Genomic DNA, 22,008 nt, shown 5'->3' on the forward strand with positions numbered 1-22,008 from the left:
CCAGGCGATTAGAAATCGCATCTACACAAACGAAGTCCGCCTACGCGGACTCAAAGAATTTGAAACCCACGGAGGTGGGTTTTGTTTGTATAGCCGCGAATTCCATTCGCCAGGACAGGCGTGTTTTTACTTTCTATGATCCGATAGTTTTGGGCGATGCCTACGGCGGTAAACTACGCGCTTTCCATTACACGATGATTTTGGGCGATCGCTCTTTCTGAATAAGCTAAAAACCCAGAGCGATGCCTATGGCGAGTGAAGCCATCAATGAATATAATTAATCTTGCCAATTTTGTTTTGATCTAGTAAAAATTTCATCTATGGTCTGATCTTGATATATTGTTCTAGAAATTTCTACATAATCAGTAGGGGTTTTGTGTAGCAATGTCAAGAACCTCATTGCTGCTGCGGAACCAAGAGATTTATATAGGGCATTTATGCCTTTTACTCTAATTTCTGTATCATCCATAATATTATTTATTTCCATAATTTTCGTTATTCCTAATATAGTCAATTGGGTTCATGATTGCTATTTCTAATTCCAACTTCTGAGCTTGTTTTCTGAGACTGTCATCACAAGTTAAGAAAAAATCAGCTTGAATATAAACAGCACAGGCTAAGTGTAGGGCATCTTTGCTCGATAGATTAGCTAACTGCTGGAACAAACGGGCTTGTTCTGCTATTTCAGTTTTTGGAACTACCTTTATTTTGCACAAACTCACCATGCCCAAGACTGAATATTTACGATCAACAAAGGGGCATAATTCAGTTTCATCTTGGTGCATAAAAGACCACACCAGACTTACTTGTTCTGTTTGAGCTTGAGTAAATATTTCTTGGCAGGCTACAGCCTCCATTTGAATTCTAACTTGTCTTGGATCATCAAAGCCACGTTGAAAGCAGTTATAGTCTAGATAAATCAGAGTCATGTTTCATTTTTAGCAACTGCACTACTGCTTTTTTATATTAATTGGTTATGGCGATGCCCACGGCGGTAGACTACGCACTTTTTATTACACGATAATTTTGTGCGATGCCTACGGCGGTAAACTACGCGCTTTCTCATAACACAAGATTTTTGTGCGTCGTGTTTGTCGGATGCAGGGTTTAACCTCTTCAGTCACGTCAATAAACTGAGAGTTTTCTGTTAAATTTTCTAGGATTTTGTGCGATGCCTACGGCGGTAAACTACGCATTTCTCATAACCTCAAAAGTGATAGCGATCGCTGTTTCCTACTTTCAGATTATTCTGAAAATATCTTAAGTTCCCAACATCTGCAAGTTATGTAAAGTGGCATAAAGCCCTCCTTCTTGGATTAGTTGCTCGTGACTTCCCTGTTCGATTAATTCGCCACGTTTGAGAACAAAAATCCGGTCTACATTGCGAATTGTAGACAGGCGGTGAGCAATAATAATCGCAGTACGTCTGAGCAAAAGCTGGTTTAATGCTTCTTGAACTAAAGCTTCTGTGCCAACATCTAAACTAGCGGTAGCTTCATCTAGTACCAATATTTGGGGATTGCGAATGGCAGCCCGCGCAAAGGCTAAAAGTTGCTTTTCACCACTAGAAATATTTGTACCCCGTTCTCGCAGTTGAGTATCATACCCTTGGGGTAGTTGTTCTATAAACTGGGCAATGTTGGTTTGCTCTGCTGCTTGTTGAATCTGTTCAATGGTATAACCATCTCCTAAAGAAATGTTGCTTTTAACATCACCAGCAAACAAAAAGCCTTCTTGGAAAATTACTGACATGTAGCGCCGCAGTTCTGCCTGTGGTACTTCCCGAATATCTACGCCATCTATGAGAATGCGTCCTTGAGTGGGTTCGTAGAGGCGGCACAAAAGACGGATGATTGAACTTTTACCCGCACCTGTGGGGCCGACTAATGCAATTTTTTCACCTGGATGAATGGTGAAGTCTAAATCTTTAATTACGTAATCATCATTTTTGTAAGCAAACCAGACGTGATCAAAACGGATTTCTCCCAGTTCAGGGGGGGAAGTGACGTCTGGAGATTCTAGATTGGCAACGATCTCGTCTATGTAGCCAAATTTCGCATCAAATATTGAGAAGCGGACATTGGCGCGATCGCGGATTTCTATCGGTTCATCTAATATATCGCCTACGCGTTCAATGGCAGTAAAACCTGCTTGAATTACTGTAAATTTTTCCGCAAAATCCCTTAAAGGATCAAATAATCGCTGGGCATACAAGATAAATGCAGATAATGTCCCAAAAGCTAAACTTTTTCCTAATAGTAACGAACCACCCAAGCACAAAACAGCTGCGATCGCAATCAGACCAATCCATTCCAAGGTGGCTGAAATAAATGAATCATAAAAGATGGTTTTATCCATTTGCTGAGTGTAGCGGCTGTTTGTGGCGCGAAACAATTCGGCATTAAATTTTTCCCTACGGAACAACTGCACTACGTTAATGCCAACCACATTTTCTTGTAACTGTGAGTTCAATATAGAAAGTTCTTCCCGCCCTTTGTAATTGGCTTTGCGGTACTGTTGCTGAATGTAAACTATTAACCAGCTAATTGGTAACAACATCACTAGCAGCAAGCAAGTAAGTTGCCATTCAAGGGAAAGCATTAAACCCAAAATCACCAGCATGGAAAACAAATTGGACACAATGCCAATCGCTCCAGTCGAAAAGACATCGCCTAACATTTCCACATCGCTGGTGATTCTGGTGATTAATTTACCTACGGGTGTACGGTCAAAAAAGCGTACTGCTAACGATGTCACATGTTGGAATAAGTCTTGGCGAATTGCTGCGGTGATTTTTTGCCCTAGCTTTTGTACTAAATAACCCTGATAGCCTGTTAAAATCAGTCGGCTTGCGATCGCAACTAACAATAATCCCTCCAGGATATTTAGCCCTTCGGACATGGGGCGATTCCTGAGAAATTCGTAAGTGCTTGGTTCATGGCGAATTAACGAGATAGCTTGGCCAATCAACAGTGGTTGTACGGCATTAGCTAAGGCTAGCGGCACAAGTAAGCCCATTGATAGCGCCAACAGCCGTCCACTACGACGGGCGTAAGGCACTAAACGCAAAAACAACCGCCAGTCATTTTCACTCCGACGATCTTGCGTATAAGATTTTTTGAGAGATTGATAGATGCTCATAGTAAGAGCATTATATTAATGTTTATAAAAAAATACGCATGTTTAAAGTAGCGTTTGTCCTGTACCTCTAGTACTATGCCTGAGATAGAAACTGCACGATTGCGACTAAGGCACTTCAATCTAAATGACTTTGATTACCTATTTCGCCTCTACAGCGATGCAGAAGTCATGAGGTATCTGTTGCCAAGAACAAGGGAACAAACCCAAGCAAGTTTAAACAAGCATATCCAACAGTGGCAACAACACAACTTTGGGATGTGGGCAGTAATATACAAAGAAACTGGTGCAATGATTGGCCGTTGCGGACTTGGATTTCTAGAAAATACGCCAGAAGTTGAGCTTGGCTATGTGTTTGACAAGTCCTATTGGAACATGGGACTGGCAACTGAAGCATCTCTTGCAACTTTAAAGTTTGGATTTTGGGAAGTGAAGCTAGATCGGATAGTAGCGATTGCACATCCAGAAAACATCGCTTCAGTGCGGGTGATTCAAAAGGTAGGAATGAAGTACGAAAAGAATGCTAGCTATTACGGTCATAGTGTAGTATACTACGCCGCCTCAAACTCAGAATGGCAAACGGATGATTCCCTTTACATTTCGCAATCTTAAAACTATCAGATCACAGAATGATCGGCGAACAAACTGCTACATACAAAAACTAGTGCTGCGAACTCAATAAAGCTATAGAGAATATATGCTTTAGGTCTTTAGTAGAGGCGTGTAGCTGTGCGTTACTACTAAGTTATTTGTATTAATTACTTCACACATATTCTCTAAGTATGAAACTATACCATATTTTTATCTTAAAGTCTTATATCTAAAGATAGATGATTAAGGTTAAAATTTGGGAAACCTAAGAGAGGTTCATTCCTAAAAGATGTCCTGCCATTTATCGCAGAATGCAACTGAGGCCAGATGACGCAACCTTTAAATCAAGTCAAAGAGTGGGAACAACGTCGTGACGAAGCAAGCCGCTACTACCAACGGGGGAGATTCCAAGAGTCTCTCGATCTGGTAACCAAGAATTTACACTTGGCTAGATCAATTCCAGACAGAGCCAGAGAAGGTCATACATTAAACGATCTTGGTTTAGCTCACCTCAGTTGCTGGCAACCTCAAAAAGCATTAGAACGCTTTAATCAGGCGCTTTCGGTTGCTGTTGAAATTGGCAACGCGTCAGCACAAGCAACTGCACTTAGCAATCTGGGTTCTACTTACAGCCGTCTTGGACGCTTTTCGCAAGCGTTAGAATATTTTGAGCAAGCACTACCAATCTTTAGGCGATCGCAAGATACTCAAAGCGAAATTTCTACTCTTAATGATGTAGCACTAATTTATACCCGGTTAGGAGAACCGAAACGGGCACTGTTGCTACAACACCAAATCTTGAGGATGCGCCGATTGTTGGGTGACTTTTCTGGTGAGGCAACAACCCTAAATGGTATTGGGTTTGCTTACAACGTCTTAGGCAAGTTTGAGGAAGCTCTAGAATTTTTTCAAGCAGCGCTTCCAATTCAACGAGCAGTCAAGAATTTGGTTGGTGAAGCAACCACCTTGAATAATATTGCCTCAATCTATAGTGATTTAGGAAAACCGAAACAAGCGCTATTGCTCTACTATCAAGTTCTTTTGACACGTCGAGAAATCAGCGATCGCTCTGGTGAGGCAACAACACTTCATAACATTGGTTATACCTATAGCACTCTGGCAGAGCATCGCCAAGCAATGAAGTTTTATAAGCAAGGCATTGCGATTTATCAACAACTCGGCGATGGCCTGGGAGAAATTTCAACCTTGCTGAATATGGGAAGCCTGTACGCCGCAACGAAACGCAAAAAAATGGCGCGATCGTGCTACCAAAACGCCCAAGAGTTAGCAGAGCAAATCGAACATCAGCCACTCCTGGAAAAAGTACAGCAGTTTATAGATTCTCTGTAGGTTGATGCAGCAGACTCAGATTCCTGACTTCTCCTTAAAGAAGTCGGGAATTTTGTCGTTCGAGTTGAAGCTCAAAAAATTAGCAACTTCTTTACCGTCAACCATATATTGCTCAACAGGTTACGATCAATTAAGAAGTAATAATTTTTTATGGCATCGCCAGGAGTCTTTAAATGTTCATTAGTGAATTATCACCTATATTCAAAGAATTTATCCAGCATCCAGTTTCATTTGTCGGTGGGTTATTCTCTGGTGTGCTTCGGCTCAATCTTGCAGAAGATCCTGTAAAAAGCTGGCTGGAGCAACAGACCCGCTCCAATAGTTACATCAGCACCACAACAGATGCAAATAATGGCAAAGCAAGTGGGCCTCAACAGATTTCGATTGACTAAATTTTTGGGTAATCGTAAATCAGGCTAATCATTTTACTCGGATAGCCCCCCATTGTTGCAGTTTAGATAAGATCCCCCCGCCTGCGGCGACCCCCTTAAAAAGGGGGTAAATATCAGAAAAAGTCCCCCTTTTTCAAGGGGGTTGGGGCAGGGTGGTTTCATACAAAGAAAGAAAAAACTTTATCGAGTTGGTTGGAGAGGGCGCGTTGTGCTTGAGGAATAGTTCGGAAACCAAGTTTGCGAGCGATCGTAATAAAGAAATTGTGTAGTGCTACCAGTAATGGAATTATTATTGCCGATGCTAGACTCGCCCATCATCCAGTTATTTACGTTAACCCAGCTTTTGAGCAAATAACAGGCTACAGTACTAATGATGTGATTGGGCAAAACTGTCGATTTTTGCAACGCACAGATAATCAGCAACCAGCACTCAATGAACTGCGCTTATCTATTCAATCTGGAACAAGTTGCAAAGTTGTTCTCCGCAACTATCGCAAAGATGGTACTGAGGGGATTTGTGAAACAACCATAATCTCTTTACAGGATGAACAGGGGCAAATTGCTACTGTGAGCATTAATCACGATATTACCGAAAACAAACGAGCAAAAGTTGCACTGCAACGGCAATTGCATCGAACTCTACTACTTGAACAAATTACTCAATAAATTCGTCAAAGTCTTGATAGCAAAAAAATATTTGAGACGGCTGCTACCCAAATTGGCAAAGCATTTGGAGTTGAGCGCTGTCTGATCCATTCTTCCATTAGCGACCCCACACCCCAAATTCCCCTCGTAGCAGAGTATAGTACACTCCCTGGTGATTGCTCCATGTTGAAATTGGAAATTCCCATGAGCAATAAATTTACTGAAAATGGAGAAGTGCTACTCTCTGTTGATTTGGGGACTTGGGATCGGGGATTGAGGATAAAAAGTAATCGGGATTTGAATCATCAGCTTCAAGAGTTAGCTGAGGCACTTAGCAAATGCCCACCCCAAAGAAGTTCTGAATTAGCTTCCAGGGGAAAACAAGGTAAGGTGATGTGCTTAGAATTGCAACCTTCGCCAAATATCCTACAATCAGAGCAAAAGCAGACATCAAAAACCGCCAAAATCGATGCCAAAATTCTCCAATCTTTGCAGAATATGCTGCGAGGAGATCGTGTGGCATTTGTTGAACTGATTGAGTGTTATCTTACAGAGACACCGAGATTGGTGCAAGATATTAGCACAGCTATCACAACTCAGGATGCCCAGACTCTATTGAACACAGCCCATCAACTTAAGTCTAGCAGTGCTTCTGTTGGAGCGATCGCCCTGTCACAGCTTTGCAAGGTGTTAGAAATACAGGGATACAGCAGTAAATTAGAAAACAGCCTAGAATTAATCTCACAACTACATCAGGAATATGAACAAGTTAAAGCTGCCTTAGAACAAGAACTTGCGAAGGATGTACCATGAAAGCTGATGCTCAAGAAAGCCAATCTTTAGTTCTAATTGTTGATGATGAACCTTTTATCCGCCTGATATTGCGGCATTTCTTGGAACGGGAAGGCTATCAAATAGCGGAGGCTCAAAATGGTATAGAGGCAATAGAAGTTTTTAAGCAATTGCATCCTAATATAGTACTTCTTGATGCCATGATGCCAGATATGGATGGGTTCGAGTGTTGCACCCAGTTACAGAATTTTGAATGTAGCAAGTACACTCCGGTTTTAATGGTTACAGGGCTTGAAGATCAAGTGTCAGTTGACCGGGCATTTGAAGTGGGGGCAATGGATTATGTTACCAAACCTATCCATTGGGCAGTTTTGCGACAACGGGTAAAACGTTTAATTGAGCAATCTCAGTTACAGCAAAAACTGGAAGCTGTTAATGTGGAATTGCAGCGATTAGCTACTATCGACGGATTAACTCAAGTAGCTAACCGCCGACGGTTTGAAGAGTATTTTAACCAAGAGTGGCAGCGCATGAAACGGGATAAATGCCCCCTTTCGCTGATTCTTTGCGATGTTGATTTCTTCAAATTATATAACGATACTTATGGTCATCGGGTAGGCGATCGCTGTCTTCAAGAAATTGCTAAAGCGCTCAAAGATATTATTAAACGTCCCGGAGATTTAGTTGCCCGTTATGGCGGGGAAGAATTTGCTGTTATTTTACCTAACACAGACACCGAGGGGGCGACTCATGTTGCCGAAAAAATTTGTCATGCTGTCCGAACACTAGCAATTCCTCATAAAAATTCCCAAGTTAGTCCTTATGTTACCCTGAGTGCCGGGTTTACAACAGAAATTCCTCAGCCAGATTCTAATATAGAAGAAATGATTTCCGTCGCCGATCGGGCGTTGTATCAAGCAAAAGCAGCAGGACGCGATCGCTTTGTGCAAAATATTCAACTACCCAAAAGTAAAAATTCCTGCTAGTGAGCCAAACTTCACACATTTCCACTATTTTCAACGCATCGGCTGGGATTATTGTCTGTTTATTCTATGCTTTGAAAATCCAAACTCAGCTTTAAATTATTTATCCAAGACCGATCAATTAGATGATCGTGTTGCAGCCGACCTACAACTATACCAGGATGAATACCGATACGTTCCGCAAAATCAATTACATCAGTTTCAGATTTAAGCTTCACTAATTCTCCCTCATACTCAGGTGGAATCAAAAATTCCCGCGACCATTGATCTGCTTGGCGTTCCTGCTCCGATTTCAAACTGTCCCCACTATTCCATTCATCAAGGAAAATATTTTCTTTATCATGTAGGAAAATATGTGCTGCTTCATGGAAAAAATCAAACCAAAAGCGGTCATTAGTTTTACCATAAAGCGAAAGTTGAATCAGTGCCTTATGCGGATTTAACCACCGTGCAACACCACTAACGTGCGCTTTCTTTATTGATGGTATTAAAACAAGGACAACCCCTGCTTCCCAGCACAACTTTTGCATCTGTGGTTTAAACTCCTCTGGTAGTAACACCGTCAAAGTCCGAATTTGCCGCACCGCCTTTTCAAATTTTGGCTTACTGTACTTGGGACAATCTAGTTGTTCTGCTCTTATTTCCCCCAACCGTAACCAAGTGGAAATAGCACCAACATCACTTTGCTCTTCGCGTGTACGGCGAAAAGCAACTTCCATACCTGCATAATAATTCTGCCAATCTTCCGGCGAGGCAACACCGAAAAATTGTAGTAACTTTTTTACCAAATCAGGCTTATTCTTGGCAATTAAACGGCACTTAGGAATTACACCTTGGTTCATCAAGTCTTTGACTGGTAACTCATCTAACCAAGGGAGCAACGCGATTTTGTGAGGTGCTAAAATCTGGGACGTATATAGCTTGTTTCAGGATGCGATCGCAACTAAAAAACCAGATTTTGTTGAGAATATAGGGGTGTAATTGAGAACTAAACCCCGATCTCACTTTTTCGCGTTGCTCCCTCTAACCAACATGTCCATCCCTTTAAGCGGTTTTCTTCTTCTATTCGTGCTAAAGCGGCGCGATATTGGGCTTCACGATTGAGCCAAAATGCTGTTGTACTCCCTAAAACTCGTTCTAGTTTCAGGGCTGTTTCTTCATTGATGGGTGCTTTGCCGTTGATCAACTGGCTAATATGTTTTGTGGTGTAGCCTAATCGCTCTGCTAACTGTACTTGTGTCCAATCACGCTCTTCTAATATATCAGCAATGGTATCACCGGGAGGAGATACCCAATCTGGAGTAAAGGTACGGGTTGTCTCAATCATGGTAATCTCCAATAAAAACAATACAAATAGCAGTAACTTTTGACCAATCAATGCTCCCATCCTCGGTAAGGGTTATGGGGTCGTTGTCTGGCTTAAATACAAGTCGTTTACCACCTTCTAGGTCTACTGCAAATTCACCCGCTCGATCTCCTTTTAAGGGATGGGGACGACCTGCAAATAATTCCTTGACACAGCTAACAGCTGCAAGGTCAGCCAATCGGGCTGTCAATTTCTTAGCACAGTTTGCACCCAATTTTCTTTGCGCTAAGTTTTGTTGTTCGCATAGCTTTTGCAGTTGGCGGTCAGCGAAGGTGATTTCCATGCGTTACTAGACTAATATAAGTTTACCATTTTGGTAAATAAATTTGTTATGTTTCTAGATAATTTAGCAGATCAACTAATCAGCAACGCTTAAAAATCTACCCCTCGTTTAAGCTCTACACCTTGATTGGCATAGTGTTTGTGGCAATAAACCTCTGAGTGGACGCTAGCCAAGTCGAAGTACGCAGGTGGATTTTGGCAGCGACCAGTGATTATAATTTCGGTATCGCGGGGTTTGCGGAGTAAAGCTTGCACAATCGGTTCAACGGGGAGTAATTCTAAATCAACAGTGGGATTTAGTTCATCGAGAATAATAGTTTTATACAATCCAGAGGCGATCGCAACTTTAGCGATTTCCCAACCCCTTTCGGCTTCTACATAATCTAATTCTTGCCTAGAATTTCGCCAGACGATCGCATCTCCACCGCAGCGCTGATGATCCACCACTTCTGGATATGACTGTTGTAAGGCAGCGATCGCAGCGTCTTCTGTGTAGCCACTACCACCTTTAAGCCATTGCATAATCAGCACACGGGTAGACCCTGGATGATTGATTCCCCTACCAATAGCCTGTAAAGCTTTGCCCAAAGCACTAGTAGACTTGCCTTTACCAGCACCAGTATAAATTTCAATGCCTTCAAGAAAGAGAGCTTTAGCTGTTGGGTGGTGATGAGGTTTCATTTCTGAGTGCAAATCTGCAATATCAAGCAACTTTTGCGGTGCGGCGCGTCCGGTGGCGATGATTTCCAACTCTTGGGGTTTAGATTTTAATGTCCGTACCACTTCATCTACTGGTAGCAAACCCAAATCCAGAACCGGGTTAATCTCATCCAAGACAACAACTGAATATAAACCACTAGCGATCGCGCCTTTAGCTACATCCCAACCCCGCATCGCTTCATCTCGGTCAAAAGTGGTAATTTCCTCATGACCAAAAAATTCGGCTCTCCCGGTGCGAACTTGGTCAATTAAATGAGGAAACCCACGTTGCAAAGCTGCGATCGCCCCATCTTCGTCATAATCACGTTCAGGCCCTTTTAAAAACCGCAGTAATAAAACGCGGTTAGAATTGCTAGGCGTATTGATCCCTAAGCCAATAGAGCGCAAAACCACCCCTAAAGCTGCTTGAGACTTACCTTTACCCAGACCATCGTAGACGTGAATTTGACCGACGAGCCGTTCTTGACGCACTTGCGCCGTGCGAATACCAATACCGTTCCTTGTCATTTCTCGAAAAGCTATAAGTGGCAGTCTTTAATCTTACCTAACGTCTTGTAATCTTAGGTAGAGAAACTGCTCCTCTCATGCATCCGTATAATGTATAAATAATATCGACAATATCATATTGGCACACCAAACAAAAACAATCAGATAATTTCCACCATCACCCTCACTATCCCAGTTATACTCTCTACAGTTAACCCTTACCCTTGACCATTTATGCCTGAAAATTGGATGCTTCCGAGGATTTTTCCTATTGGTGGAATTCTATTTGACTTTTTATTTGTATTGATTGCCATCCCTATCGAAGCCTATGTTTTGCACAATCGACTAAAATTTGACAAAAAAACTAGCATTTTTTATGCTATTTCTATGAATCTGTTTTCTAGTGTAATTGGTTGGGTCATATTTTTTATAGCAGAACCAATGTTGCCAATACATTTGAAATCAGAATTAATTAGCTATATGTTTTTTAATAATTTTAAATCAGCAAATACACAAAGCTTATTAATTTTAACTGCTTGTATAATTTTCTTTGCTACTTTTATAATGAAGTTTTTCATTTTAAGAGTATTACTACTATCATTGAGTGAACCAGTTGCTAAAAAAGAAGAGGAAATTCAAGTATTTCAAAGGCGGCGATGGCGTAATTTTAGCAGTGCTAAATTACAAAGTACTAATTTAGTGATTACTACATTAATTGCTAACTCTCTAAGTTTTAGTGCTATAACCGTTATTTTATTATTTCGCTCCAAGTAGCAAGAATTTACTTCATTTAAAGGAACACTAGTGATTGATTAATCAGGTGGGAAGAAGAATATGAATACGTTACTTAAAGATGTATTTGGAGTTTTTAAATTTGCTGAAGGGCTTTATGCTGGAATTAGAAAAGTATTAGTCCCGCCTAAAGCTTATTCTTGGCAAACATTTATTTATTTAAGTGTTTTTTCTTGGGTAGTTTCATTTTTTGCTATAGGTTATATAAAAGATATAATTGCCTTTTTCGGTTGGTTATTTTTAATTGCTGGCACAGCTTGGTATACAACTGAAGATCCTTTGAGGGTTCCTGGGACTTTTATGCCAGTTGGGGCAGTGATCACTGGATTCTTAGTGAGTGTTTTTGCATTTGGAAATCAACAAGATGTCGTTACACCAAGAACAATCGTTTTTTGGCCGACAATCTCAGCGCTAATTACGGCAATACCAGAATTTATTGAAGGAAATGATACCGATGCAAAAGCTCGAATTCCTAAACCACAAGACCGCCAAAGAATCATAATTTTAGTTGCTAGTAGTATGCTACTAAGTTGCTGGATTCAGTTTCACTTTGTGATGAATAATTGGTTTGAACAATATCCTAGTTTGCAGGCAGATACTTTTAAAGGTAGTACCGTTCTTGTCACTACAGAAAAACGCCTAAAAATCCCACGAAACGGCGCTATAATTTTAGAAAAACTTCAACCACTAGTAATACAAGAAATAGCTAAAAGACCTTGGTCGGAAGTGGAGAAATGGCTGATACCGAAAAAAGATGTCGAACCTCGGGTAGTAACTCTGGGTAGGGAAGTAATTCAAAAGAACTTGGGTAAATATGAAGAGAAAGAACTATGGCGTGTTGAACCGCGCGTAGCTAATACTAAGTCTGGATATATATTAAATTTATTAAGTATTTGGATGGGCCCGAGTTCTAACCCACGGGGCTATTATTTGAAAAAATCTTGTCGCATTGAACCAGTGGCTGCAACTAGCAATTCAGACAATAAAATTACAGTTGCAGAAATTGAATGCGATCGCGGTAGTAAACTTTTTGCTGGATCGCCACCTCCGCAAGCGGGGGAGGAGCAGGGGAGATGAGGGAGCAGGGGGAGCAGGGGAAGAGGCAGAGGGGCAGAGGGGCAGGGGAGACAAGGGGACAAGGCGACTTAAATCAGAACTTGCAAGAAGTGTTTCCCCTTGGCCCCAATTCTCCTTGTCCCCAAGTCCTCTTTCCCATGCCTAATTCCCAATGACTAATGACTAATGACTAATGACCAATGACTAATGACTAATAACAAATGGCTATTAACAGAATTTTTGTATTGGCAAAGAATGTGTTTCAGGAAGTGGTACGCGATCGCATCCTATTTATTATTGGTTTTTATGCGCTGATAATCGCCATTGCTTTCCGTGTCCTTCCTGAATTTGCAGCAACGACTGAAGACAAAATGTTTTTAGACTTTGGGATGGCGGCCATGAATGCCATCGGGTTAATTGTGACGATATTTATTGGTACGGGACTGGTTAATAAAGAAATTGAAAAACGTACTATTTTGGTGTTAATTGCTAAACCTGTCAGTCGCAGCGAAATTATCGTCGGCAAATACTTGGGTTTATCCGCAGTCTTAGCTGTGCTTGTCGCCACGATGACAATAATTTATCTATTATTTGTGCAATTTGGTAACATTTCTCATTCAACGACCAGCATTTTAATTGCTGCAATTTTCTTATTTTTACAGTTGTCATTAATCACGGCTGCGGCTATTACCTTCGGTGTTTTCACTGCTTCTTTACTGGCGACTGTTTTAACCTTTGCAGTATATTTAATCGGAAACATTACTCAAGATTTACTACAACTTGGTCGCCTGAGCCGCAACCCTGGTATGGAACGTCTAACTCAAGGTTTGTTTCTCATCTTACCAGATTTATCTCGATTAAATTTAAAAAACGATGCCGTTTATGGTCTGCAAGCACTACCTGACACAACTGCATTGATTACAAATGCTGGCTATGGCTTACTTTATAGTGCTATGTTGTTAGCGATCGCTATTTTTATCTTTTCACAACGTGAATTTTAGTCATGGGGCATTAGGGCGAACAGAAACTTCTTTCCTAACTAATGACAAATGACCAATGACTAATGACTAATAACTAATAACTAATAACTAATAACTATCTGAGGTTGCTCAATTGTGCCATCAGGCATAATAGTATCTCGGAGCTTGGCATAAATCAGGTTTGTCTCCCAAAGATTTGCCTTATTCAAGTTTGCCTTGGTTAAATTTGCCCATGTCAAGTCTGCACCAGTTAAGTTGGCCTCAGTTAAATTAGCTTCTAGTAATTTTGCTCCACATAGCTTTGCTCCTGTGAGATTTGCTCTGACTAAATTAGCTTCAATCAGTGATGCTTCAATTAATTTGGATTCGCTTAAGTCTGCTTCTCTCAAATCTACATCACATAAAGAAGCACCCCAAAGATTACTACCTGTAAATTTTGCCCGCCATAAGAAAGTTCCGCACAAATTTGCTCGTGTTAAATCAGTATTAATCAAATTAGCTTCGCACAAAGATGCTTCATACAAATTAGTTTCGCGTAGGCTAGCTTGCATCAGATTCGCGCCACTTAAATTAGCACGAGTGAGGATACAGCCAGATAAATTTGCATCACGCAAATCCGCTCCGATGAAGTTAACACCACTTAAATCAATTCCTTTCAAGTCGATTCCACGCAAATCACATCCACTGAAATCTCGGCGCTGAAAATATTTATTTGTGATTTGACTTAATATAAATTCCTGTTGAGCAGCATAATTTTTCATGGTATTCACCTCTGGGTGTAATTTATCTCAAAGGTCGAGTGTGATAGTTACCGTATATTGAGAGTACACCGCAAATGGAGATCATCTGAGTAAATAATCAGAGATAAATTCCCAAAAAATCGCTAGGAGCTTGAAAATGCGTTTTTTAACTGGTTTTTAAAACAAAAAATGCTGACATAGGTCAGGAAACATTGATAAGTCAAGTAGAATCAATTAGGTCGATGAGAATAACTCAAAATCACCATTACTTCTGTCAGCACCCCACCTACACTCTTTAGTCTGCCAATTTTGGTTTTTTCATCAGGGATTAGTCATTACCAATGCACAATGGGCAATTAATAAATATCTTTATGAGTAGCTTAGTCTTCTTATTAATTGGGTTAGCGACTTTCTTCTTTGCTTTGAGGACTGTTGATTGTTATTACAAAAAAAGCGTAGGCTGTACCCACGCTGATTTTTAGATTACAAAATACATCTTAAGCAGCAACAGGTTCCAACAACTTAATATCAGAGAAGATAAATTCTTGAATAGAAACTTGTCCTGCTGTCTCGGTGCGAATCTCCCGACGATTTAGAATAAAATAGTCACCAACTTTTTCATACTCATCGGTAAATTCGCTTCTACCGCCCTTTTGTTCGCCAGTCTTGGGGTCATGGTACACAGAGTCATAGCGGTGCGATAAGTAGCCTTCCCCAGTGTCGTGACTGCTGAAGGTGTCAATTGTCACATAAGTACCGTGAATTAAACGGTGAACATGGCATACTTCATTATTGCGGACTTTGTATTTATCGCCCTCAGCCTTACCACCAATTAAAAGCTCAACCGCACCAGTTTCGTCAGTTTTACCATAGCTAAAGGTATTGGCGCTGTGGGTATCTTCAAAGCTGCGGCGGATGCGGTGAATTGCTATCTCCCATGCTTGACCATGAATTGCTTTCTGGGCCGACTCGTCATCTACATCCAAAACTTCCGCTTTGAGATTGGCGTTGATGATTACTTTGCCTGTAAACACTTTATCATCATGCTTAAAGGTAATATTTGCGGTATAACCAGGGAAATTCTTGTCCCAGGTGTAGCGGTTCTCATAAGCAGCCCGGAAAAGTTCCTGAGCAGAGAGTTGTGTAACTGTCATGTGCTTCTCCTAGTCGCTACTGTAAATTAGCGTTTTAGTTTCCTTGGTATTAGCATAGAAGTAATTGTTGAGGCTTGGATAGTCCCCAACTGGGTACACTTATGGTTAATTCTCTTCACGCCGTATTTGATGCGATCGCCAATGTCCAAAATGAGCAAGAATTAAGGCTAGCTCTCACGGATAAAATTGGTGAGCATTTTGGTGTGCAAAATTGGGGCATTTATTTCCTAGATGAGCAACCAACGGCCCAAATCGATGTTCAGGGCATTCCGGCAGTATGCTTAGAAAGTAATCCAGTCGGGCGCTACGTGGTTGAGCGTCACGCTCCCGCCCATGAACAGTTATTATTATCGCCAGGAGACTGGAAGCATTTTTGCTCACGTTCTGATCACGAACACGTAATGACTGGGCCAATTGTTTGCGATGGTCGTCTTGTGGGAACGCTTAACTTAGCTCGTGATAAGGGAAATCCGGCTTTTAATGGCAACGATTTAGCTGATTTGAGTGCCTTATGCATTCATTTATCAGCAAAAATGGCAAATCTACGGACAAAACCAAAAATATCCCATTCTCTTTTAGTAAATCCTCTAACAGCGCGTGAGTTAGAAATTGCCGAATTAGTGGCGCAGGGGTTAACGAACGCGGAAATTGGAGAAAAACTTTGGATTACCCAAAATTCCGTTAAACAAGCTTTGAAGAGGATGTTTCGTAAGTTGAAGGTTTCGGCGCGTGCAGAAATGGTGGCAAAGCTACAAGAGATACAAGTTTCATAAAAAGATGCAGTTTCGTTAATTCACATGAGCATGTAAGTGGGAAGTGGGGAATGTTGTACGGACTTTTTTCAGAAATCAAATGTCTTTTACTGCTTGCAAATAACAAGCTTTAATAGTTCTCTTTATTTATGCTAACTTACAAGGATATTGCTTAAAGTTATTTCTTTAGGACTTACGCACACTCTACGAATTCTCGGCGCTCTTGGCGTCTTGGCGGTTCGAGAAATTAAGCTTTTTAGCAATTTTTGCGTAAGTCCTATTCTTATCTTGTATTAATCTGAATATTGCAGTAGGGGCGCACAGCTAACTGTACGCCCCTACTAAAGGACTATATTTTATGCAACTGAGAAAGACTACAATCTATGATCAGCGAGGGTAAGCGCGTTACCCAAGTATTAGAATTCGGTGGTTAGACACCAGCGCCCCTATTATTACTGTTTTATTGGCGAAAAGTTATTAGTACTTGCTGCCAATAGGCTATCGTAACGCATTTAGCGTCCAACTTTATTTGAGACATCTCTGGCTGCCTCTGCTGCACTGTCGCCTACATCACTAGCAGTTTCTTTAGCACCCTTTACGTATCCACCTCCAAACTCTTTAAAGGCTTCTCCTGACTGTTGCCCAATCTTCTGAAGTCTTTCACCAGGAGAATCTTCGGTTTCACGAGCATCTTTAAACCACTGCCCTACTGTTTTCGGTCTTTGGGCATCATTTTGCTCTACCTGTTGGCGAACTCTTTCCTTTAACCCTTCATTATTCTGCCCCTGGCCATAATTGACATTCGTTGTCAGCACTAGAAAACCAACTACGACAACAGCCAAAAAAGATTTTACCTGAAGTCCTTTAAGTAGGGAACTGATGTTAGCAATCGTCCTAGAAATCAAATTTATCATGCCAATTAGCTTTTTTTTTGACTACAAATAAAGATTAACTATAGAAAGGTAATTATCCTTCTAGCAAAAGGCATATTTTAGTTATAAAAAAGAAATATATTTTAAATCTTTGGGAAGAGGTGATTTTTTTGACGCTAATTGGTCATTGCAAGCGTAACACAGTGAAACAAAGCGATCGCAAAGTACAGATGTTGCGATCGCTTTATTTTACAACTCTTAGAAAAGCTAGCTTGTTAAGCGAAGCTATACGCTTCATTCGCAATTGACTTGGAACGATTTTGGTAAATTCGCTTGCATTGGAATGCTCCCATTTTTTCACTCTACTAAAGAAAATCATTATCTTCAAAAAGCTACAACAACTCCAAGCGATTATCATTTACAAGAACTCAGAAAACTTGGGTGATATTGAGTCATTAGTCATTAGTCATTTGTGTTTACCAATTGGACTTTGGACAAATGACTTAGGACAACCTCACCAGTTGATATGCAACTTAAATGCCTATCTACTTAGGCAAGAAACCTGATTTTCTGTTGGGCTACCGCTTTGAAGACCATTGGAAAGAACCAATTGAAAATGTGAGAAAACGGTTGGGATTAGCATAAATTTCCCCAATTAATCCGAAAAAAGCTTTTTAATGCTCAATAACAGCTTTTTTAGGAGTCTCTCTTTCTATTTATAAATGATGCTTGAGATTACTTCGGCTGACAAATGTAGCACTAAATACATTTTTAATGCTACATTTGGTCTTTAATACAGATATAAATTAAGAAAACATGTATCTTTGGGTAGAAAAATTATCTATCTTAAGAAACAGATACTTGATGAATAAAAATAAATAGCTACTAATAACAATCAATAGTAAGACGACTTTTAAGCTAGAGACATTTTGTCTAAATGAGTGGATTGATACCGTAATCCTTAGATATTAAAGGGCTTGCAGACGGCATAATCCACATTTTTTCCTCAACACGAGAACTGGTTCAAGTGGAAAGCCAAAGGATGAAATACTGGATAAGGAAATTCGCAATCTGTATAGTATTACTGTATAACTTGCTCATATCAAGTGATTACGCAGGAGCAAACCAACTTTCAAATATTGATGTGCAACAATTAAATGCACTCCCGACGGTTGAAAACCTAGCAAGTGCTGACAATAATCTTGCTAAAAATAAAAAAGAAGATTTTTGCCAATTTAATGAGATTGTCAAAAGAATAGATAAACTAGAGGGACTCTTTACCCTTTATTGCAGTGGCGATTCGGGCAAAATTTACTTAGAAATTAAACCAGAGCAGCTAAATAAAGATTATTTAGCTATAGTTACATTGGAATCAGGCGTTGGGGAAAAGGGAATTTATAGTGGATTACCTCTATCTGATTTTATCTTCTACTTCCAACGAGTCAAGAATAGATTGCATTTTGTTGTTCGTAATGTGAAATTCCGCGCAGAAAGTAGACCAGAACAGCGATCGCTTGCTCGTTCATTTAGCGACTCAGTTCTTTATTCGCTCGAAATACACACTATTAAACCAGACGGTAAAAATATTCTAATCAGCCTAGATGAACTGCTAATGCAGGATTTCCCCGGCTTAACTACCTTATTAAAATACTCTTTGCAGGCTGATTATCACTTGGATACAAGAAAGTCTTATTTAGGTGATGTTAACAGCTTCGCAGAAAATGTAGAAATTGATTCTATTTATGGTTTTTCATCATTAGAAGGAGCAAATTTAGTCACCGTACCCGATAGCAGGGCACTCACTCTGAAGGTACACTACAGTTTTTCTCAGCTTAGAGAAAACACTGGTTATATTCCTAGACTTGCAGATGACAGAGTAGGATATTTTATTACTGCTTTCCAAAATTTATCTAATAATAATGCTCACGAATCATTTGTCCGTTACATCAATCGTTGGCATCTAGAGCCATCAGATCCTAACGCCCCCTTATCTCCACCCAAAAAGCCAATTGTGTTTTGGATTGAAAATGCTGTGCCGCTAGAGTACCGCGATGCGATTCGTGAAGGTGTTTTGATGTGGAACAAAGCGTTTGAAAAAGCTGGATTTCAAAATGCTATTGAAGTGCAGCAAATGCCAGATGATGCTGATTGGCAACCCGCAGATGTACATTACAATACTATTCGCTGGTTTAATTCTTTAGATGCAGGTTTTGCCAGAGGCCCAGTACGCGTTAACCCACTCACCGGAGAAATATTGGATGCAGATATTATTGTGGATGCCAATATGGTGCGTTCAATTCAGCAAGAATATCATGCACTGATGGAAGCAAATTCATCTTTTACGAATGGACATTTTTCTCAACTGGACAAAAATCCATGCCCAGGTAATTTATCTGCAATGTTCTCGAAAGGTTTTAAAGCTTTTCCTGAACAACATTTAGTAGACAATGACTTCTGCTATAGCATGGAGTCTTCAGATCAAGCCGCAATGGGGGCATTGGCATTATCAATTTTGCCAAACACTACACCCAGTAGTGAAACCATGAAAAAGTATGTGCATCAATATTTGCGTTCTCTAATTGCTCACGAAGTCGGGCATACTCTCGGTTTGCGCCACAACTTTCACGGCAGCACCATGTTAGCGCCCGAAGAATTAAATAATACTGAAATCACTCGCACTAAAGGTTTAGTGGGTTCGGTGATGGACTATCTACCCGTGAATATTGCACCACAGGGAATACAACAAGGTGACTATTTCCCAGGAGTTGTTGGCCCTTACGACGAATGGGCAATTGAGTATGGTTATAAAAGAAGCCCATCAGTAGCACTTGAGGGAATCATTCCAGAATCAGAAAAAACTTTTTTGGAACAGATTGCCCTGGTGTCGCCTCAACCAGAATTATCTTATGCAACTGATGAAGATATCTGGGATATTAATCCTTTGGCAAATGTCTGGGACATGAGTAGTGATGTGCTACTTTATTCGCAGTGGCAAATGGATAATGCCCGTTTTATGTGGCAGCGCCTTGACAAGGGTTATCTATCGAAAGGCGAAAGTTATAGTAACCTGCGCGTCTCATTCAATAGAGTTCTTAAATACTATTTTCGCAACGCCACCTTACTTTCTAAATACATTGGTGGACAATCATTTCGGCGTCTCCATGCTAGTGATGATACTTCTTGGACATTTGTACCAGTTTCACTTTTAAAACAACGTCAAGCATTGACAAAGCTGCAAGAATATGTATTTGCTGAGAATGCTTTCAGTTTTTCACCACAATTGTTGAATCAACTAGCACCATCGCGCTGGGAACACTGGGGTAGTTCTGTACCTAACAACCGCCTTGATTATCCAATTCACGATCGCATTCTGGGTTTCCAAAGTGCTGTACTGCGATCGCTATTAGACAGCGATCGCCTGAATCGTTTACAAGACATAGAATTAAAAACTCTCCCTGGAGAAGCACTTTCCATCCCGGAACTGTTCGACACCTTGCAAACAGGCATTTGGACAGAAGTTTTAACCCCAGGAGAATCAAAGCCAATTTCTAGCATCCGCCGTTCATTGCAACGGGAACATCTGAATATTTTACTAGAGATGATGTTGGATACTAATGATACACCTGAAGATGGTCGAACACTGGCTTGGTATGAATTGCGCCAACTGCAAAAAGCCATTGATGTCAGGCTCAAACAACTTAGTGAAAGCCTTGATATTTATACCCTAGCCCACTTAGAGGCTTCTGGCGATCGCATCGCTAAAGCATTAAATGCACAGTTAATTTCTAAGTAGACATAGGGAGTGGGGAGTAGGGAATAGGGAATTGGGAATTGGGAATTGGGAATTGGGAATTGGGAATTGGGAATTGGGAATTGGGAATTGGGCATTGGGCATTGGGCATTAGTTATTCTCCCCCTGCTCCCCCTGCTTCCTCATCCCCCACTCCCTACTCCCCACTCCCCCAAGATACTTTTGCAATAAACCAATTACAACTTCGGGTATTTCCAAATGAGGTAATATTCCTGCATCTGCGATCGCATAAAAATCTCGAATTGCACTTGGATTTAAATTTGCCAAGCGTCGTCCTAGTTTGATGCTGGTAAATTGTGCCTTTTCTCCCCAAAAAATGACTGTGGGAATTGTCAGTTGTTTAATATATAAACTTAGATCAAAGTAAAGATCGCCCCGCAAAAATGACAAAGCGGCAAACTTGGCATTAGTCTGTTGTGCAGAGGTTAAATAAGCCTCCACCATTTCTTGAGAAACTCGTTGTGATTTGGCAAACAAAAAACTTTGCAGAAAATTTCGGACTGCAATTTCATTTTCAGCACCAAGCATATAAATAAAATTGTCCAACAGAGGCGCATTGATCACCGAAAGCGGAAGTCTGCGTCCAGCACCCTGCCCAAAATCATCAAATCCAGAGGGGGACACCAAATACAGTGCTTTGAATAAATTGGGTTGAACAATAGCTAAACGAATAGCAAAAGCGGCTGTTAGAGATGAGGCTACCACCGTCACAGGCTGACGACAAGTTTCAATGATAAACTCTGCGATCGTGCTGAGATAATCCCTAATTTTATAATCCCGGACTGGATGAGCCGATTCTCCCCAGCCGATTAGATCGGCAGCTAAAATGTGGTAATTAGAGGCAAAAGCCGGGTAAACTTTAGACCATTCATACGCAGACGCCCCACCACCAAAGTTATGGAGAAACAATAGTGGAGGTAAATCTTCAGTATCAGAAAACGCCCAAGGTGCATTCGTTTGGGTATAGTAAACCATTGCCCCCAAGGATGTATGGATAAGCTTATGTCCAAAGCCAGGAGGTTGAAACTGAAGCATAAAATTAAAAAGTATAGTTTAATGGCACTTTACCCGAAGGCAAAATTACGAGGTATAAAGTTAAGCTTACC

The 22,008-nt window shown here is 40.7% G+C and carries 25 protein-coding genes; 13 read left to right on the forward strand and 12 right to left on the reverse strand.

Annotation, left to right across the window (positions count from 1 at the left end; genetic code table 11):
- Positions 1–59 precede the first annotated feature (59 nt).
- The gene (locus CDC33_RS38165; RefSeq protein WP_181373849.1) at positions 60–221 is read left to right on the forward strand and encodes a hypothetical protein; all 162 of its coding nucleotides are present in this window, start codon (positions 60–62) and stop codon (positions 219–221) included.
- 56 nt (positions 222–277) lie between these two features.
- Here CDC33_RS38165 and CDC33_RS00845 read toward each other — a convergent pair whose 3' ends face one another.
- The 3 genes from CDC33_RS00845 to CDC33_RS00855 form a co-directional block, all read right to left on the reverse strand.
- On the reverse strand, positions 278–487 hold the full coding sequence (locus CDC33_RS00845) for a hypothetical protein (RefSeq protein WP_109006876.1): 210 nt from the start codon (positions 485–487) through the stop codon (positions 278–280).
- Complete coding sequence (locus CDC33_RS00850; protein ID WP_109006877.1) at positions 474–929, reverse strand: PIN domain-containing protein; 456 nt, start codon at positions 927–929, stop codon at positions 474–476. The genes CDC33_RS00845 and CDC33_RS00850 overlap by 14 nt, the downstream gene beginning before the upstream one ends.
- A 331-nt stretch (positions 930–1,260) precedes the next feature.
- On the reverse strand, positions 1,261–3,141 hold the full coding sequence (locus CDC33_RS00855) for an ABC transporter ATP-binding protein (protein WP_109006878.1): 1,881 nt from the start codon (positions 3,139–3,141) through the stop codon (positions 1,261–1,263).
- A 75-nt stretch (positions 3,142–3,216) separates the two neighbouring features.
- Between CDC33_RS00855 and CDC33_RS00860 the strand changes: the two genes are divergently transcribed.
- The 6 genes from CDC33_RS00860 to CDC33_RS00880 all read left to right on the forward strand — a co-directional run bounded on the left by CDC33_RS00860 (position 3,217) and on the right by CDC33_RS00880 (position 7,894).
- Positions 3,217–3,750, forward strand: a complete 534-nt coding sequence (locus tag CDC33_RS00860; protein WP_109006879.1) for a GNAT family N-acetyltransferase — start codon at positions 3,217–3,219, stop codon at positions 3,748–3,750.
- A gap of 306 nt (positions 3,751–4,056) precedes the next feature.
- Entirely contained in the window at positions 4,057–5,079 is a 1,023-nt protein-coding gene (locus CDC33_RS00865) for a tetratricopeptide repeat protein (RefSeq protein ID WP_109006880.1), read from the forward strand.
- A 173-nt stretch (positions 5,080–5,252) separates the two neighbouring features.
- On the forward strand, positions 5,253–5,471 hold the full coding sequence (locus CDC33_RS00870; RefSeq protein ID WP_109006881.1) for a ssl0294 family protein: 219 nt from the start codon (positions 5,253–5,255) through the stop codon (positions 5,469–5,471).
- Positions 5,472–5,708: 237 nt separating this feature from the next.
- The gene (locus tag CDC33_RS40080; RefSeq protein ID WP_244919096.1) at positions 5,709–6,137 is read left to right on the forward strand and encodes a PAS domain-containing protein; all 429 of its coding nucleotides are present in this window, start codon (positions 5,709–5,711) and stop codon (positions 6,135–6,137) included.
- A 183-nt stretch (positions 6,138–6,320) separates the two neighbouring features.
- Positions 6,321–6,929 (forward strand): Hpt domain-containing protein, encoded by a 609-nt coding sequence (locus CDC33_RS40085; RefSeq protein WP_244919097.1) that lies wholly within the window; start codon positions 6,321–6,323, stop codon positions 6,927–6,929.
- Positions 6,926–7,894 carry a GGDEF domain-containing protein gene (locus CDC33_RS00880; protein WP_109006882.1) on the forward strand — a complete coding sequence of 323 codons (969 nt, stop codon included), beginning with the start codon at positions 6,926–6,928 and terminating at the stop codon, positions 7,892–7,894. The genes CDC33_RS40085 and CDC33_RS00880 overlap by 4 nt, the downstream gene beginning before the upstream one ends.
- A gap of 59 nt (positions 7,895–7,953) precedes the next feature.
- Here the strand turns inward: CDC33_RS00880 and CDC33_RS00885 are convergent, their stop codons facing one another.
- From CDC33_RS00885 to CDC33_RS00900, 5 genes are all read right to left on the reverse strand, one after another.
- Positions 7,954–8,772 (reverse strand): ImmA/IrrE family metallo-endopeptidase, encoded by an 819-nt coding sequence (locus CDC33_RS00885; RefSeq protein ID WP_244919098.1) that lies wholly within the window; start codon positions 8,770–8,772, stop codon positions 7,954–7,956.
- Positions 8,753–8,896: a hypothetical protein gene (locus CDC33_RS38170; protein WP_181373850.1), complete on the reverse strand. Its 144-nt coding sequence runs from the start codon at positions 8,894–8,896 to the stop codon at positions 8,753–8,755. The genes CDC33_RS00885 and CDC33_RS38170 overlap by 20 nt, the downstream gene beginning before the upstream one ends.
- The gene (locus tag CDC33_RS00890; RefSeq protein ID WP_109006883.1) at positions 8,880–9,218 is read right to left on the reverse strand and encodes a HigA family addiction module antitoxin; all 339 of its coding nucleotides are present in this window, start codon (positions 9,216–9,218) and stop codon (positions 8,880–8,882) included. Before CDC33_RS00890 ends, CDC33_RS38170 begins: the two co-directional genes overlap by 17 nt.
- A complete protein-coding gene (locus CDC33_RS00895) occupies positions 9,211–9,540 on the reverse strand; it encodes a type II toxin-antitoxin system RelE/ParE family toxin (RefSeq protein WP_109006884.1) in 330 nt (109 codons plus the stop codon). Before CDC33_RS00895 ends, CDC33_RS00890 begins: the two co-directional genes overlap by 8 nt.
- A gap of 89 nt (positions 9,541–9,629) precedes the next feature.
- Complete coding sequence (locus CDC33_RS00900) at positions 9,630–10,766, reverse strand: cob(I)yrinic acid a,c-diamide adenosyltransferase (RefSeq protein WP_109006885.1); 1,137 nt, start codon at positions 10,764–10,766, stop codon at positions 9,630–9,632.
- A gap of 213 nt (positions 10,767–10,979) precedes the next feature.
- Between CDC33_RS00900 and fraC the strand changes: the two genes are divergently transcribed.
- From fraC to CDC33_RS00915, 3 genes are all read left to right on the forward strand, one after another.
- Complete coding sequence (fraC, locus tag CDC33_RS00905) at positions 10,980–11,519, forward strand: filament integrity protein FraC (protein WP_109006886.1); 540 nt, start codon at positions 10,980–10,982, stop codon at positions 11,517–11,519.
- A 60-nt stretch (positions 11,520–11,579) separates the two neighbouring features.
- Positions 11,580–12,614 carry a septal junction protein FraD gene (gene fraD / locus CDC33_RS00910; protein WP_109006887.1) on the forward strand — a complete coding sequence of 345 codons (1,035 nt, stop codon included), beginning with the start codon at positions 11,580–11,582 and terminating at the stop codon, positions 12,612–12,614.
- 200 nt (positions 12,615–12,814) lie between these two features.
- On the forward strand, positions 12,815–13,594 hold the full coding sequence (locus CDC33_RS00915; RefSeq protein WP_109006888.1) for an ABC transporter permease: 780 nt from the start codon (positions 12,815–12,817) through the stop codon (positions 13,592–13,594).
- An 80-nt stretch (positions 13,595–13,674) separates the two neighbouring features.
- Here the strand turns inward: CDC33_RS00915 and CDC33_RS00920 are convergent, their stop codons facing one another.
- Positions 13,675–14,334: a pentapeptide repeat-containing protein gene (locus tag CDC33_RS00920; protein WP_109006889.1), complete on the reverse strand. Its 660-nt coding sequence runs from the start codon at positions 14,332–14,334 to the stop codon at positions 13,675–13,677.
- A 476-nt stretch (positions 14,335–14,810) separates the two neighbouring features.
- Positions 14,811–15,467: a DUF3386 domain-containing protein gene (locus CDC33_RS00925; RefSeq protein WP_109006890.1), complete on the reverse strand. Its 657-nt coding sequence runs from the start codon at positions 15,465–15,467 to the stop codon at positions 14,811–14,813.
- Positions 15,468–15,568: 101 nt separating this feature from the next.
- On the opposite strand from CDC33_RS00925, the gene CDC33_RS00930 reads away from it, so the two are divergent.
- Positions 15,569–16,240 carry a LuxR C-terminal-related transcriptional regulator gene (locus CDC33_RS00930; RefSeq protein WP_109006891.1) on the forward strand — a complete coding sequence of 224 codons (672 nt, stop codon included), beginning with the start codon at positions 15,569–15,571 and terminating at the stop codon, positions 16,238–16,240.
- A 491-nt stretch (positions 16,241–16,731) separates the two neighbouring features.
- Here the strand turns inward: CDC33_RS00930 and CDC33_RS00935 are convergent, their stop codons facing one another.
- Positions 16,732–17,133: a hypothetical protein gene (locus CDC33_RS00935; protein ID WP_109006892.1), complete on the reverse strand. Its 402-nt coding sequence runs from the start codon at positions 17,131–17,133 to the stop codon at positions 16,732–16,734.
- Positions 17,134–17,261: 128 nt separating this feature from the next.
- Here CDC33_RS00935 and CDC33_RS38175 point away from each other — a divergent pair, with 128 nt between their 5' ends.
- The gene (locus CDC33_RS38175; RefSeq protein ID WP_181373851.1) at positions 17,262–17,399 is read left to right on the forward strand and encodes a hypothetical protein; all 138 of its coding nucleotides are present in this window, start codon (positions 17,262–17,264) and stop codon (positions 17,397–17,399) included.
- A gap of 734 nt (positions 17,400–18,133) precedes the next feature.
- Complete coding sequence (locus tag CDC33_RS00940) at positions 18,134–20,884, forward strand: zinc-dependent metalloprotease (protein WP_109006893.1); 2,751 nt, start codon at positions 18,134–18,136, stop codon at positions 20,882–20,884.
- 108 nt (positions 20,885–20,992) lie between these two features.
- On the opposite strand, the gene CDC33_RS00945 is transcribed toward CDC33_RS00940, so the two are convergent.
- A complete protein-coding gene (locus tag CDC33_RS00945) occupies positions 20,993–21,937 on the reverse strand; it encodes an alpha/beta fold hydrolase (protein WP_109006894.1) in 945 nt (314 codons plus the stop codon).
- Positions 21,938–22,008 lie beyond the last annotated feature (71 nt).

Source organism: Nostoc commune NIES-4072 (genome assembly GCF_003113895.1).
GTDB classification, from domain to species: Bacteria; Cyanobacteriota; Cyanobacteriia; order Cyanobacteriales; family Nostocaceae; genus Nostoc; species Nostoc commune.